Below are 14010 nucleotides of genomic sequence, written 5' to 3' on the forward strand. Positions count from 1 at the left end.
CGCGGAGCCGGCATAAGCGGAATGCGAGATCACTCGATCCGGCCCGGACATCGCTTCGCGCGTCCGAGCTGCACGCGCCGTTGGCTTCCTTCGGCGCCGTCCGCTATCGTGGGCACCGGAACCATTTGCGAGTCCGTCATGCCCGACCTGATTGATTTCGGTACGTTGCAGCTCAAATTCCTGCAGAGCAAGGAGACCACCGGCGGCAGCGTCGATCTGTTCGAGATGACGCTGCAACCGAATGCCCGGATGCCGATTCCGCACTATCACGAGAGCTGGGACGAGACGATCTACGGGCTTTCGGGCGTCTCGACCTGGCGGGTCGACGGCAAGGAGATCGACATCGCGCCCGGCGAGTCAGTGTTCATCAAGCGCGGTGTCGTGCACGGCTTCACCAACCGCTCGAACGGTCCGGCGACCTGCCTCTGCCTCCTCAGCCCCGGCGCGCTCGGACCGCAATATTTCAAGGACATGGCGGCCCTGATGGCGGGGGGTGTCCCCGATCCAGCCAGGATGAAAGAGACGATGCTGCGCTACGGCCTGGTGCCGGTCGCTTCCTGACCACTCGACGCAAGAAACCTGCACCGCCGGCGGCCCTGCTCAAAACCGCGTCGTGCCGAGCGGCAGGCCGAGTTTTACGCGGCCAACCAGCCCGTAGCTGATCGGGGTCATCGCGACATGCTTGATCGCGGCCTGGACGTCGCGGATCGAACGTTCCAGCGTGCCGGTCTCGAAGATCGCGGCCGTGCCGGCGGCCGCCGCGATCATCTCGACGATTCGGGCCGCGCTTTCGCCGGCGTTGGCGCAGGCGATCCGGTGCAGCAGCCGTGCTTCGATCAGGCGCTCACCTCCGGCCTCGCTCGCCGCCATCAGCTCCGTCATGTCCTCGACCAACAGCGCCCGCGCGGAGCGCAGCGCCGTTTCGGCTCGGCCGACCATCGCCTGGACCAGTTCGCCGTCGCGCAGCTGGCCGACGCCACCGAGCCGCGGCTTCTTGCCCGCGAGCGCGATGAAGGCGTCGAGCGCGCCGCGCGCGATCCCGAGCGGCACGACCGAGACGGTCCAGGAAAACGCTGCCAGACCCGGCAGCCGGTACGGGATACCCGGCTGGGTCGGCTTGAAGTCGACCAGCAGATGGGTGTGGCTGTCAGGCACGAAGCAATCCTGCATCTCGAAGTCGCAGCTTCCGGTGGCGCGTAGTCCGGACACGAACCAGGTGTCGTGGAGGCGGACGTCGGCGCGATCGACGTAGCAGCAGATCGGCGGGCTGTCCTTGCCGTCGGGCCCCTTGACGCTCGCCAGCCCCATGAACCTGGTCGCGTGGGGCGCGCCGCTGCCGAACGGCCAGCGTCCGCTGATCCGATAGCCGCCCTCGACCTCCACCGCCGTCCCGATCGCCCCGGTGGCGCTCGCGATGAACGCGAGCGGATCGGCGAACCAGCCCCGCACCACCTCCTCCGGCAGATAGCCGCCGGCCCGGCTCATGCCGCCGCCATTGCCGACCAGCCAGCCGACCGAGCCGTCGAGCGCGGCGGCTGCCTCGACGATCGTCATGAAGTCGAGCGGCGAGAATTCCGGCCCGCCCAGCGCCTTCGGCAGGTACAGCCGAAACATTCCGGCCTCGGCCAGGGCGCGGACCACGGCGTCGGGAAGCCGGCGCTCCCGGTCGAAATCCGCCCGTTGCTCGGCAATCAGCGGGGCAAGCCGCTCGAGGGCGGCCAAATGTTCCGCAACCGTGGTCATGGCAATATCCTTGGCAGGCTGGGGCATGACGCCTTCCTTTCCGAGAGCTGGCAATATCGGGAGTTCAGCGCGGAGACGCGGATTTGGCCATGGCGCCCGGCGTCGCAGAGGGACTGTCATCTCTTTGTCACGAATTGTGCAGACAGGTTCAGCGGACCAGTCTCGGGGACATGCATGGACTATTTCAAACGCTTCAACTTCCTGTTCGCGGCGCCGGTTTTCGAGGCCGACGACCTCGAAGGCATCCGCTTCAACCAGATCATCGCCGAAATCGAGCGCTCCGGCTTCGAAGTGGTCCGCGCCCGCAAGCTGGAGGATGCCGAGATCGCGGTGCAGACCGATGCGGCGATCGGCTGCATGGTGGTCGACTGGGGCAAGAAGGGCCTCGAGGGCAAGACCGCGGCCCTGATCAATCTGATGCGCCGGCGCGGCCTCGACTTCCCGATCCTCCTGCTGATCCGCCGCAAGCGGTTCGAGGACCTGCCGGTCGAGGTGCTCGATTTCATCGACGGCTATGTGTTCTTGTCCGAGGAAACCCCGCCCTTCATCGCCAAGAACCTGATCTCCAGGCTGAAGCAATATGCCGAGAACCTGAAGACCCCGTTCTTCGGGGCGCTGGTCGACTACGCCGAGGAAGGCAACCAGCTCTGGACCTGCCCGGGCCACAATGGTGGCGTGTTCTACAGCCGCAGCCCGATCGGCCGGGTGTTTGTCGAGCATCTCGGCGAGGCGGTGTTCCGCGACGACCTCGACAATTCCGTGCTCGATCTCGGCGACCTCCTCACCCATGAGGGGCCGGCGCTGCGGGCGCAAAAGGAAGCCGCCAAGATCTTCGGCGCCGAGAAGACCTATTTCGTGCTCAACGGCACCTCGACATCCAACAAGGTCGCGCTCGGCTCGCTGGTCACCGACGGCGATCTCGTGCTGTTCGACCGCAACAACCACAAGGCCGCGCATCACGGCGCGCTCCTGATCGGCGGCGGCATCCCGGTCTATGTGCCGACGGTGCGCAACGCCTGGGGCCTGATCGGCCCGATGCGCTGGGACCTGCTCGACGAGGGCGCGCTGCGCGACCAGATCCGCAAGCACCCGCTGGTCAAGGACGAGAACGCCTGGAAGAAGGAGCGTCCGTTCCGCGTCGCCGTGGTCGAGCAGTGCACCTATGACGGCACCATCCACTCCGCCGAGATGATCCTCAAGCGGATCGGCCACCTCTGCGACTATATCCTGTTCGACGAGGCCTGGGCCGGCTTCATGAAATTCCACCCGATCTATTCCGGCCGCTTCGCGATGGGGCTCGCCAATCTCGGCCCCGAGGCGCCCGGCATCATCGCGACCCAATCGACCCACAAGCAGCTCGCGAGCTTCTCGCAGGCCTCGCAGATCCACATCCGCGACCGCCACATCAAGGGCCAGAAGCGCCGGGTCGAGCACCGCCCGCTTCAACGAAAGCTTCATGCAGCACGCCTCGACCTCGCCGTTCTATCCGATCTTCGCCTCGCTCGACGTCGGCGCGCAGATGATGAAGGGCCGCTCCGGCGAAGTACTGTGGGACGACACGATCCGGCTCGGCATCGAGCTGCGCAAGAAGATCCGCGCGGTGAAACGCGAGTTCGAGGAGAAGGAGACGCGCGCGGAACGGCGCTGGTTCTTCGAGCCGTTCGTGCCGGACCGCGTGATGATCCCCGATGTCGCGCGCGAGAACGGCGTGCACAATGTCGCCTGGGAGACGATCTCGACCGATCAGCTGGCGACCAATCCGTCCTACTGGCAGCTCAGCCCGGGCGAAACCTGGCACGGCTTCCCGGAGCTGACCTCGGGCTTTGCCATGACCGACCCGAACAAGCTCACCTTGCTGACGCCGGGGTTCGACCACGCCACCGGCGCCTATGCCGACCACGGCATCCCCGCGCCGGTCGTCGCGCAATATCTGCGCGAGAACCAGATCGTCGCCGAGAAGAACGACCTCAACTCCCTGCTCTTCCTGCTGACACCAGGCGTCGAGGCCAGCAAGGCCGGCACGCTGGTGTCCGGGCTCGTCGCCTTCAAGAAGCTGCACGACGACAACGCGCTGGTTGAGGACGTCATCCCCGAATTCTTCCGCCGCCGCCCGCAACGCTACACCGGCGTGCGGCTGCGCGACCTCTGCGGCGACATGCACCGCTTCTTCCGCGACGGCGGCGTCAGCACGCTGCAGGCCAAGCAATTCCTGCCCGAACATCTGCCTGACATCGCGATGTCGCCGCGCCAGGCGGCGCAATATCTGATCCGCAACGACGTCGACTATCTGCCGATCGACCAGATCTTCGGCCGCATCGCCGCGACGCCGTTCGTGGTCTACCCGCCCGGCATCGCCACCATCGTGCCCGGCGAACGGCTGTCGGAACGCAGCAAGCCGATGATCGACTACCTCAAGATGTTCGAGGCGAGCTTCAATGCATTCCCGGGCTTCGAGGTCGAGGTCCAGGGCATCTACAAGGAGATCGACGACGCGGGCCGCGTCCGCTTCTACACCTATGTCGTGTCCGAATAGGCCAGCGGACGCAAGACAATGGAGAATGATCACAAGATCACCGTCCGACCCTCGCGCGACAGCGACGTCGATGCGATGCTGTCGATCTACCGCTATCACATCCGCCACGGCATCGAGGAGAGCGTCGACGATTCCGGCACGCCGGAGCCCGACGACCTGCGCGACCGCCGCAAGAATCTGCGCAACACCCGCCTGCCGCATCTGGTCGCGCTGTGCGACGGCGAGGTGGTCGGCTATGCCTATGTGGTCCAGTTCCGCAAGCGCCCGGCCTATCGCTATACGGTGAAGCATTCGATCTACATTCACCACGGCTTCACCGGCAAGGGCGTCGGCGGCCGGCTGTTGCAGGAACTGGTCGACACCTGCGCGGCGGCCGGCTTCCGCCAGATGATCGGCTACATCGACAGCGACAACGCCGCGTCGCTGGCGCTGCACGACCGCTTCGGCTTTGCCCGCGTCGGCCATCTGCCCGGTGTCGCCTATCGCTACGGCCGCTGGTCCGACACCGTGATGGTGCAGCGCTCGCTCGCCGCCGGCTCGACCGCCCCGCCGCCACCCGCGCCGCTGTCGCGGCGGTGATGGGTGATGGAGCTGCGCGGCTCCCTGCCATTCGTCGTCCTGGCGAAAGCCAGGACCCATAACCACCGCATTCGGTGATGAACGAGACAGCGGCCCCAGCGTCGCACGACAATTTAGATTTGGGGTAATGGGTCCTGGCTTTCGCCAGGACGACATCGAATGTGTGGCGCGATCTCGAGCAAGTTCGGTGTCATCACCCGCCTTCGCGAAAGCGGGTGATCCAGTATTCCAGAGACGCCAGTGCTTGAGCCGAGAGGCCGCGGCGTACTGGGTCGCCCGGTCGAGCCGGGCGATGACAGTTGTAGTGGGTGACGAACTGAGACCGCCCTATTCCAGCGTGAACCCGACCCGCAGCGTCACCTGGTAGTGCCCGACCTTGCCGCCTTCGATATGGCCCCGGGTCTGCACCACCTCGAACCATTTCATTTCCCGGATCGTCGCCGACGCGCGGCTGACGGCGTTCTCGATCGCCGCCTCGATGCTCTTGTCCGATGATCCGACCAGTTCGAGGATCTTGTAGACGTGGTCCTTGTCGTGCGTGGTGGGCATGTCGACCTCCTTGGGTGGATGCGCGATCCGGACAATTTGCACTCCGATCCGGACAGTCCGTCGTCCGATGCGGGCCGTCGTCAAACGACGAATGCTGCGCGGCAACACACCGGACGAATTGAATCAACGCGTCGCGGCGCCTTTGGTGCCAGCATGCATTTCGTGCCAGGGAGGCACCTGCCCTTGTCCGCTCCGTCACCTATGGTAGCATGGCTTGACCTCGTATTCGGGAGCGATCGATGTCCACAGCGTCCAGCTCACCCGCCACACCTCCTCACAGCCTCGGATCCGGGCTTGCCCATCTTCGCGCGAAGTGGGGCTGGATCGTCGCCCTGGGCGTGATCTACCTGATCGCAGGCGTGCTCGCCTTCGGCAGCGTGTTCTTCGCCACCGTCGTCAGCGTGCTGTTCGTCGGCGCGATGATGATCGTCGCCGGCGTTGCCGAGATCATCAACGCGTTCCAGTTCAAGACCTGGGGCAAGTTCCTGTTCTGGCTGTTGCTCGGCGCGCTCTATGTCGTCGCGGGCTTCATCACCTTCGAGAACCCGCTACTCGCAGCTGCAACGCTGACGCTATTCCTCGGCATCGCGCTGGTGGTCTCCGGCATCGTCCGCATCTTCCTGGCGTTCGGCATGAATTCGGCGGCGCCGTGGGGAATGGTCGCGATCTCCGGGCTGATCACGCTGGTGCTCGGGGCCATGATCCTGGCGCGCTGGCCGGTGTCGAGCCTCTACGTGCTCGGCATCTTCCTCAGCGTCGACCTGATCTGCGCCGGCGTCAGCTGGATCAGCATGGGCATGGCGCTGAAGCAGCGAGCGTGAAGCGAGAATGTGGGGCGGATTAGCGTCAGCCTAACCCGCCGCAAATCTCGTACGCGGAGAAAGGGCGGGTTACGCTTGCGCTCACCCGCCCTGCGGTCCTCCGCAACGCCTCAGGGCTGCGCGAGGTGCCAGGCGCCGTTGAGAAAACCGTCGCCGGTGATGTCACCGGCCTTCTGGTCCTTGGCGAAGGTATAGAGCGGCTTGCCCTTGTAGGCCCACTGCTTCGAGCCGTCGTCACGGGAGATGATGGTGTAGCCGCCTTCGGCCTTGTCGCTGGCTTCCGCCTTCAGCACCGGCCAGTTGGTCGCACAGGCCCCGTTGCAGGCCGACTTGCCTTCGGTGTCCTTGTCGAAGGTGTAGAGCGTCATGCCCTTGGTATCTGTCAGGACCGAGCCCTTCGCCGTGGTGCCGGTCTTGGTCGGCGACGCGGCAAGCGCGGCGGATGCGAGCGCAAACGACATGGCGGTGGCGAGCGCGAGCGTTGTCTTCATGATGTCTCCTTTTCGAATGCAAATGGCTTGCATGCGTAAGGACGCGCGAAAACCTCCACTATTCCGCCGGCGGCGCGGAAACAATTTCCGGCCGGGCGACGGACGTAAGGGGAATAAAGCCGAGAGCGCGTGCCGATACCGGCAGCTACCGTCTGATCTCCTCTGCCGCGCGCACCAGCGGGCGGTCGGAGAGCTGGATCGGGCCGGAGAACGGCGTGCTCATTTCGAGGATCAGATAGATCGCGGCCGAGATCAGCGCCGCGGCGGCGATGGTGGTCGAGACCACCACCGCATTGCGCGGCGCGCGAAAGCCCAGCGTCGCGAACATCAGCGTCAGCCACCCGACCAGGATGCAGATCAGCGGCGACGGAAACGAACTGTCGGACTGCTCGGCAAAGGTCCAGCGCTGCTGCACCGCCTGCCGGTAGACCGACCGGGCCTCGTTCCACAGCGCGACACTCTGCTCGTCGTCGAACTTCAGCTCGCGGAGGCTGGTGCCGACCTCGTCGAGCAGACGTTCGGACACCTCGTTCGCGCGCGAGATCGGCACATCTTTGAGCGCCTGCTCGACATAGGCGAGCAGCCGTTTGCGCGACTCGTCGGCGCTGGGACCGAGCGGCCGCAGGCTGCGGTCGAGCAGGATGAGGTCGGTGGCGAACACATGCAGGTTGCGGTCAACCGCCACATAGGTGTTGGCCGAACTGTTCATCATCAGGCCGAGCAGCAGCGACGGCATGGTGACGAACAGGGTCGCGACCAGGCGTACCGAGGTATTGGTCTCGTCGCTGCGGTGATGGTCCTGGAGCCGGCCATGGATCGCCATGGTCGCAAGCGCGGCGCCGCCGAGCAGCATGAAGATCAGGACGGCGACGACGACTGCAACCACGGCTTGCAAAGACCTGCGAGAGAATCAGGTGCGCAGGATAGCAAGTGCCGCGCGGCGGCGCATGTCCGGTTGACTGGCCTTCCCTACGCGCTATCAGTCCGGAGCGCTTTTTGAGGCGTCCGGCGCGCCCGAGGAGAGAAACAGTGCATATTGTCGACGACCGCGAGGTCAACCGCGTCCTGACCTTTCCGATCCTGATCGAAGCGATCGAGGCCGCGCACCGGCGGCCGAAGATCGCCGTCAAGGACGGCTATCTCGGCGACGACAGGGGCCAGCAGCTGGTGACCCGCAGCGCGGTCGATGCCGGCCGCTTCATGATGACCAAGCTGTACACCAGCTTTCCGGGCAACCTTGCGCACGGCAAGCTGCCGGCCGTGCAGGCGGTCTGCGTGCTGTTCGACGGCAATGACGGGCGGCCGCTGGCGGTGATGGACGCCGCCGAGATCACCCATTGGAAGACCGCCGCGGACTCCGCGCTCGGCGCCAAGCATCTGGCGCGGCCGGACGCCGCGACGCTGCTGGTGGTCGGCGCCGGCGAGATGGCGCGCTGGCTGGTGCGCGGCCATCGCACGGTGCGGCCGCAGCTGGAGCGGGTGCGGATCTGGAACCGGACGGTCGAGCGCGCGCAGGAGCTCGCCATGCTGCTGGAAAGCGACGGCATCGCCGCCGATGTCGTCACCGATCTCGATGCCGCGACGCGCGAGGCCGACATCATCACCACCTGCACCCGCTCGCGCGAGCCGCTGGTGAAGGGCGCGAACCTGAAGCCAGGCGCCCATCTCGATCTGGTCGGCGGCTTCACCCCCGACACCCGCGAGGCCGACGACGAGGCGGCGCGGCGCTCGCGCATCTTCGTCGACCGAAGGGAATCCGCCTTCGACGGCGTCGGCGACATCCTGCAACCGATCGCGAGCGGCGCGATCAAGGAGAGCGACGTGCTCGGCGATCACTATGATCTCGCAACCAGCAAGGTCGCCGGCCGCCTGTCCGCCGACGACATCACCTTCTTCAAGAACGCCGGCGGCGGGCATCTCGATCTGATGACCTGCGAGACGGTGCTTGCGCAGTTGGGAAAGGAGCTACGGTAAGCCACGAAAACGTAGAGCGGGTTAGCGTCAGCGTAACCCGCCGGCGCAACTCGATACGCGGAGAGACGGCGGGTCACGGCTTCCGCCTTCGCTCGTTGAGCTACGGCGGGCGCAGTCGCCTAACGCGCCCTACGCAGTTATTCAGTAGCCCGCATGAGCGAAGCGACATGCGGGACCAGCCTCCCCGGATATCGCTTCGCTCATCCGGGCTACATCTTTGCGCTACGTCTCCCGCAGCCAGACCTCACCGATCGAATGGTCGGAGCGCTTGCGCAGCACGATGTCGGCCCGCGTCCGCGTCGGCAAGATGTTCTCCCTGAGATTGGCGCGATGATGCTCGCGCCACAGCCGCTCCGCGACCTCGCGCGCGTCGCTGGGCGGCAGGTCCCTGTAATGGTGGAAATAGGAGGCGGGGTTTCGGAACGCGGTCGGCTGCAGCCTGAGGAAGCGCTCGACATACCAGGATTGGATGTCCGCCTCATCGGCATCGAGGTAGATCGAGAAATCGAAGAAATCCGAGACCACCACCGGCGCCGTGCCGCGCGCCAGCAGCACGTTGAGGCCCTCGAACACCAGGATGTCCGGCTGCTGGATGACCTGCCGTTCCGACGGCACGATATCGCCGATCAGGTGCGAGTAGACGGGCAGCTCGAGCTCACCTTCACCCGTCTTGGCGGCCGCGAGAAACCGCAGCATCCGCGGCAGGTCGTAGCTCTCGGGAAAGCCCTTGCGCCGCATCAGGCCGCGCTCTTCAAGAACAGCGTTGGAATGCAGGAAGCCGTCGGTCGTCACCAGCTCGACGCGCGGGTGGTCTGCCCAGCCGGCCAGGAGCGCACACAGCACACGCGCAAAGGTGCTCTTGCCGACGCCGACACTCCCCGCCAACGCGACAATGTAGGGCGAATGGCGGGCCGGCCGGCCGAGAAACTCCGCCTTGACCTGCATCAGATTGCGCGCGGCCGAGAAATGCAGGTTCAACAGGCGCGTCAGCGGCAGATACACGCCGCTGACTTCGGCAGACGTAATCGGCCCGTTCAAGCCGCGTAGCGCCGTGAGATCGGCATCCGATAGCGTCAGCGACGTGCTGGAGCGCAATGCCGCCCAGTCGCCGCGGCCGAACATCATGTAGGCGGAGAGCTCGTCGGGGTGGGTCATTCTCATCCGTTCACGGTGAGCCTGATGCATCCCGTCGATCTTGCCGAGCTGAAGCCAGCGACGTCAATGGCCGTGGTGCGGAGGCTTGATGGCAAACGCGTAGCCCGCATGAGCGCAGCGACATGCGGGACGGTCTCTCCCCCGGATATCGCTTCGCTCATCCGGGCTACAAGGTGACAGTCTCGGCCAGATCGTAGGGCGGGTTAGCGGCAGCGTAACCCGCCGCCGCTCGATCTGAGAAGCAATGGCGGATTACGGCTTGCGCCTAACCCGCCCAACGCTCCCTACTCCGCGGCCTGCTGCGCCGGCGCGTCCAGCGCCGCCGAGACCTTCGGCGGCGACATCGGCAGGCTGTAGAAGCGTTTGCCGAGCGCGTCGTGGACGGCATTGGCGACTGCCGCCATCACCGGCACCAGCGGCACTTCGCCGACGCCCTTGACGCCCTGCGGGTGTTTCGGGTTCGGCACCTCGACCAGCGCGCAGTCGAGCATCGGCAGGTCGGAGCAGACCGGCATGCGATAGTCGAGGAATCCGGGATTATCGACCTTGCCGTCCTTGTTGTAGATGTACTCCTCGTTCAACGCCCAGCCGATGCCCTGCGCGACGCCGCCCTGCAACTGGCCCTCGACATAGCTCGGATGCACGGCGCGGCCGACATCCTGCACGGCGGTGTAGCGGATCACGCGCACGATGCCGAGATCGACATCGACCTCGACGTCGCAGATATGCGTGCCGAAGCCGCCCTCGGCGCCTTGGGTGTTGAGCTGCACGCTGGCGCCGATCGGGCCGCCCTGCGACGGCGCCTTCTCGGCAAGGTCGGCGAGCGTCAACGGCTCGAACTGGCCGGCATTCGGGCTCACCGGATGCGCGGCGCCGTTCTCCCATTTGACCGCTTCAGGGTCGATCTCCCAGATCTTCGCGGCGCGCTCGCGCAAGGTCGCGATCACCTTGTCGGCCGCCTGGGTCACCACCATCGAGGAGGCGAACAGCACGCGGCTGCCGCCGGTGAGATTGGAGAAGCCGACGGTCTGGGTATCGCCGATGATGACGGAGATACGCTTGTAATCGATGCCGAGCAGCTCGGCGCAGATGTTGGCGATGCCGGCGCGCGAGCCGCCGATATCGGGATGCCCCGTCGTGACGACGACGTTGCCGTCCTCGGTGATGTTGACCTGCGCGGATGATTCACCGCCGGCGTTGAACCAGAAGCCGGAGGCGATACCCCTGCCCTGATATTTGCCGAGCGGCGCGGCATAATGCGGATGGTTCTTCGCGGCCTCCAGCGTCTCGATATAGCCGATGCGCGGAAACACCGGGCCGTGCGCCGCCTTGGTGCCTTCCTTGGCCGCGTTCTTCAGCCGCAGCGCCAGCGGATCCATCTTGAGGCTTTCTGCGAGTTCGTCGAGCACGCATTCCACCGCATAGGCGCCGATCGGCGCGCCGGGCGCGCGATAGGCTGCGACCTTGGAGCGGTTGGAGCAGACGTCAAAACCTTCCGACAGCACATGCGGAATGTCGTAGGGCGCAAAGCTGCATCCGACCGCGCCGCGGATCGGCGAACCCGGGAAGGCGCCGGCCTGCAGATAGAAGCTGCCGTGGGCGGCGACGATGGTGCCGTCCTTCTTCGCGCCGATCTTCACTGTGCTCTTCGAGCCTGAGGTCGGGCCCGTTGCACGCATCACCTCCTCGCGCGTCATCACCATCTTGACCGGGCGGCCGGATTTCTTGGCAAGCAAAGTCGCCAGCGGTTCGAGATAGACGATGGTCTTGCCGCCGAAGCCGCCACCGATCTCGGCGGGAATCGCGCGGATGTCGCTCTGCGGGATGCCCGTCAGCATCGAGGTCATCGCGCGCACCATGAACTGGCCCTGGCTCGACGACCAGATCGTGGTCTTGCCGTCGGCCGCGACCGAGATCAGGCAGGCATGCGGCTCGATATAGCCCTGGTGCACCGGGCGCGTCGTGAAGGAGCGCTCGATCACGACATCGGCATCCTTGAAACCTTGCGCGATATCGCCCTTCTTGGATTCGATGCGGCCCATGATGTTCGAGGGCTTGCCGTCGAATTTGTTGAACTCGTGCAGGATCGGCGCGTCAGGCCTCAAGGCGTCGTCGATCTCGATCGCCCAGGGCAGCACCTCGTAGTCGACCTCGATCAGCTTGCAGGCTTCCGCCGCGATCGCCTCCGTGGTCGCGGCGACGGCGGCGACGGGATGGCCGGGGAACAACGCCTTGTCGCGCGCCATCACGTTGCGGCACATCCAGCGCATGTCCTGGATGCCCAGCATCACGGCACCCTTCTCGATCGTGAAGTCGACGATGTCGCGCGAAGTGACCACCGCTTTCACGCCGGGCAGCGCCTCGGCCTTGGCGGTGCTGATCGACTTGATGCGAGCATGCGGATGCGGGCTGCGCAGCACCTTGCCCCAGATCATGCCGGGCATGGTGGTGTCGGCGGCGAACGCCGCGCGGCCGGTCACCTTGTCGACGCCATCGGGCCTGATGGTGCGCTGGCCGATCCATTTGTTGTTGACGACGTTCATGGCCGCATCTCCCGCATTTCGGCGGCGGTCTCCATCACCGCGCGGACGATCTTGTCGTAACCGGTGCACCGGCAGAGATTGCCGGCGAGCCAGAAGCGGACTTCCTCCTCGGTCGGATTCGCGTTGCGCGCCAGCAGCGCCTCGGAGGCCACCAGCATGCCCGAGGTGCAGATGCCGCACTGAAGCGCGGCGTGCTCGAGGAATTTCTGCTGCAACGGATGCAGCTCGCCGCCCTTCGCCATCCCCTCGATGGTCCGGATCTCGTGGCCATCGGCCTCGGCCGCGAGCATCAGGCAGGAGCAGATCAGCCGGCCATCGAGCGTGATCGAACAGGCGCCGCAATCGCCGGAGGCGCAGCCTTCCTTGGAGCCGGTGAGCCCCAATTGTCCGCGCAAGGCGTCGAGCATGGTCTCATATGGCTCGCACAGGAATTCGACCGGCTCGCCGTTGACGGAGGTGGTGACGTGCAGTTTCGGCATGGTGCTAGTGTCCTCCGGCGCGCTGAGCGGCGATCGCGGCGGTGCGCTTGAGCAGCACGCCGGCGGTCTTTGTCCTGTAGGCAATGGTGCCGCGCTTGTCGTCGATCGGACGGCAGGCGGCGCGGCATGCGGCAGCGGCGGCCTCGAGCGCGGCATCGTCCAGCTTCGAACCGATCAGCGCCTTTGCCGCTGGTTCAACCAGCAGCGCGGTCGGCGCCACCGCGCCGAGGCCGACGCGGGCCGCGGTACAGACGCCGTCCTGCAAGGTCAGGCTGACGCCGATGCCGACCACCGCGATGTCCATCTCGGTGCGCGGGATCATGCGCAGATACGCATCGCCCGAGCCTTTGGGCCGCGGCGGGAGCGCAAAACTGACGAGGATCTCGCCCGGCTTGAGGTTGGTCCGTCCCGGCCCGGCCGGCACATCCTCGACCTTGAGCTCACGGCGGCCGTTCGGGCCCTGCACGGTGACGACGGCGCCCGCCGCGATCATCGCCGGCACGCTGTCGCCGGCCGGCGAGCCGTTGCACAGATTGCCGCCAGCGGAGGCCCGGCCCTGCACCTGCTTGGAGCCGATCAGGTTCACGGCCTCGAGCACGCCTGGCCATATCTTGCCGAAGCGCGCGTGGTCGGCGAGCTCCATGCCGGAGACGGCGGCGCCGACGCGGAAACCGCCATCGGCGGCCTCAGAGATCTCGGTCATCTCGCCGATCTTCTTGATGTCGACGATCAATCCCGGCCGCACCAGGCCGGAGCGCATTTGCACCAATAAGTCGGTACCCCCTGCCATAATGCGGGCGGCACTCCCGGCGGCAGCAAATGCGCCGATCGCTTCATCAAGCGTGCGCGGTGCTACGTATCGGATATCGGTCATGACGGTTCTTCTGGTCTCCCTCGGCTGCTTGTTCCCTCAGGGATGTGCGCGATATGGCCTTATTGCTGGCCGGCAGACCCGCAACCCTACACGGCGGATCGCCGTCCGAACAGCCTGCGAGGTGCGGCAGGAAGCGCAGGCTCCTATGCAGGATGCGCGCTTGCGCGGTGTCTGCGGTGGCGCGCGCCGCGGCCGCGGGTCATCAAACGTTCACGTCACGGGTCGATGCGAACCCACCGCCGAAATTCCGAGATTGGCGGCATGGCCCT

Annotated in this window: 12 protein-coding genes and 1 pseudogene; 5 read left to right on the forward strand and 8 right to left on the reverse strand. The window is 65.9% G+C overall.

The genetic code is table 11. The features are described 5' to 3' along the window. Window positions 1-138 precede the first annotated feature (138 nt). On the forward strand, window positions 139-561 hold the full coding sequence (locus tag ACVIGB_RS12915) for a cupin domain-containing protein (protein WP_456722403.1): 423 nt from the start codon (window positions 139-141) through the stop codon (window positions 559-561). Window positions 562-600: 39 nt separating this feature from the next. Here the strand turns inward: ACVIGB_RS12915 and ACVIGB_RS12920 are convergent, their stop codons facing one another. Beyond that, window positions 601-1863, reverse strand: a complete 1263-nt coding sequence (locus ACVIGB_RS12920; protein ID WP_456749144.1) for an acyl-CoA dehydrogenase family protein — start codon at window positions 1861-1863, stop codon at window positions 601-603. A gap of 54 nt (window positions 1864-1917) precedes the next feature. Here ACVIGB_RS12920 and ACVIGB_RS12925 point away from each other — a divergent pair. Beyond that, window positions 1918-4276: pseudogene (locus tag ACVIGB_RS12925) on the forward strand (Orn/Lys/Arg family decarboxylase). Between the two features lie 18 nt (window positions 4277-4294). Continuing rightward, entirely contained in the window at window positions 4295-4855 is a 561-nt protein-coding gene (locus tag ACVIGB_RS12930; protein ID WP_456722400.1) for an N-acetyltransferase family protein, read from the forward strand. 327 nt (window positions 4856-5182) lie between these two features. Here the strand turns inward: ACVIGB_RS12930 and ACVIGB_RS12935 are convergent, their stop codons facing one another. Next, window positions 5183-5404, reverse strand: a complete 222-nt coding sequence (locus ACVIGB_RS12935; RefSeq protein WP_092125751.1) for a dodecin — start codon at window positions 5402-5404, stop codon at window positions 5183-5185. A gap of 239 nt (window positions 5405-5643) precedes the next feature. On the opposite strand from ACVIGB_RS12935, the gene ACVIGB_RS12940 reads away from it, so the two are divergent. Then, on the forward strand, window positions 5644-6225 hold the full coding sequence (locus ACVIGB_RS12940) for an HdeD family acid-resistance protein (protein WP_456722399.1): 582 nt from the start codon (window positions 5644-5646) through the stop codon (window positions 6223-6225). 110 nt (window positions 6226-6335) lie between these two features. On the opposite strand, the gene ACVIGB_RS12945 is transcribed toward ACVIGB_RS12940, so the two are convergent. Then, on the reverse strand, window positions 6336-6716 hold the full coding sequence (locus ACVIGB_RS12945) for a COG4315 family predicted lipoprotein (protein WP_456722398.1): 381 nt from the start codon (window positions 6714-6716) through the stop codon (window positions 6336-6338). Window positions 6717-6861: 145 nt separating this feature from the next. After that, entirely contained in the window at window positions 6862-7602 is a 741-nt protein-coding gene (locus tag ACVIGB_RS12950; protein ID WP_456722397.1) for a bestrophin-like domain, read from the reverse strand. 143 nt (window positions 7603-7745) lie between these two features. On the opposite strand from ACVIGB_RS12950, the gene ACVIGB_RS12955 reads away from it, so the two are divergent. Continuing rightward, on the forward strand, window positions 7746-8690 hold the full coding sequence (locus ACVIGB_RS12955) for an ornithine cyclodeaminase family protein (protein ID WP_456722396.1): 945 nt from the start codon (window positions 7746-7748) through the stop codon (window positions 8688-8690). Window positions 8691-8912: 222 nt separating this feature from the next. Here the strand turns inward: ACVIGB_RS12955 and coaA are convergent, their stop codons facing one another. The 4 genes from coaA to ACVIGB_RS12975 form a co-directional block, all read right to left on the reverse strand. After that, a complete protein-coding gene (coaA, locus tag ACVIGB_RS12960) occupies window positions 8913-9875 on the reverse strand; it encodes a type I pantothenate kinase (protein ID WP_456722395.1) in 963 nt (320 codons plus the stop codon). A gap of 254 nt (window positions 9876-10129) precedes the next feature. Further along, window positions 10130-12388, reverse strand: a complete 2259-nt coding sequence (locus tag ACVIGB_RS12965) for a xanthine dehydrogenase family protein molybdopterin-binding subunit (RefSeq protein ID WP_456722394.1) — start codon at window positions 12386-12388, stop codon at window positions 10130-10132. Next, window positions 12385-12867, reverse strand: a complete 483-nt coding sequence (locus ACVIGB_RS12970) for a (2Fe-2S)-binding protein (RefSeq protein WP_456722393.1) — start codon at window positions 12865-12867, stop codon at window positions 12385-12387. The genes ACVIGB_RS12965 and ACVIGB_RS12970 overlap by 4 nt, the downstream gene beginning before the upstream one ends. Window positions 12868-12871: 4 nt before the next feature. Further along, window positions 12872-13732 (reverse strand): FAD binding domain-containing protein, encoded by an 861-nt coding sequence (locus ACVIGB_RS12975; protein ID WP_456725188.1) that lies wholly within the window; start codon window positions 13730-13732, stop codon window positions 12872-12874. Window positions 13733-14010 lie beyond the last annotated feature (278 nt).

Source organism: Bradyrhizobium sp. USDA 4341, from assembly GCF_054063755.1.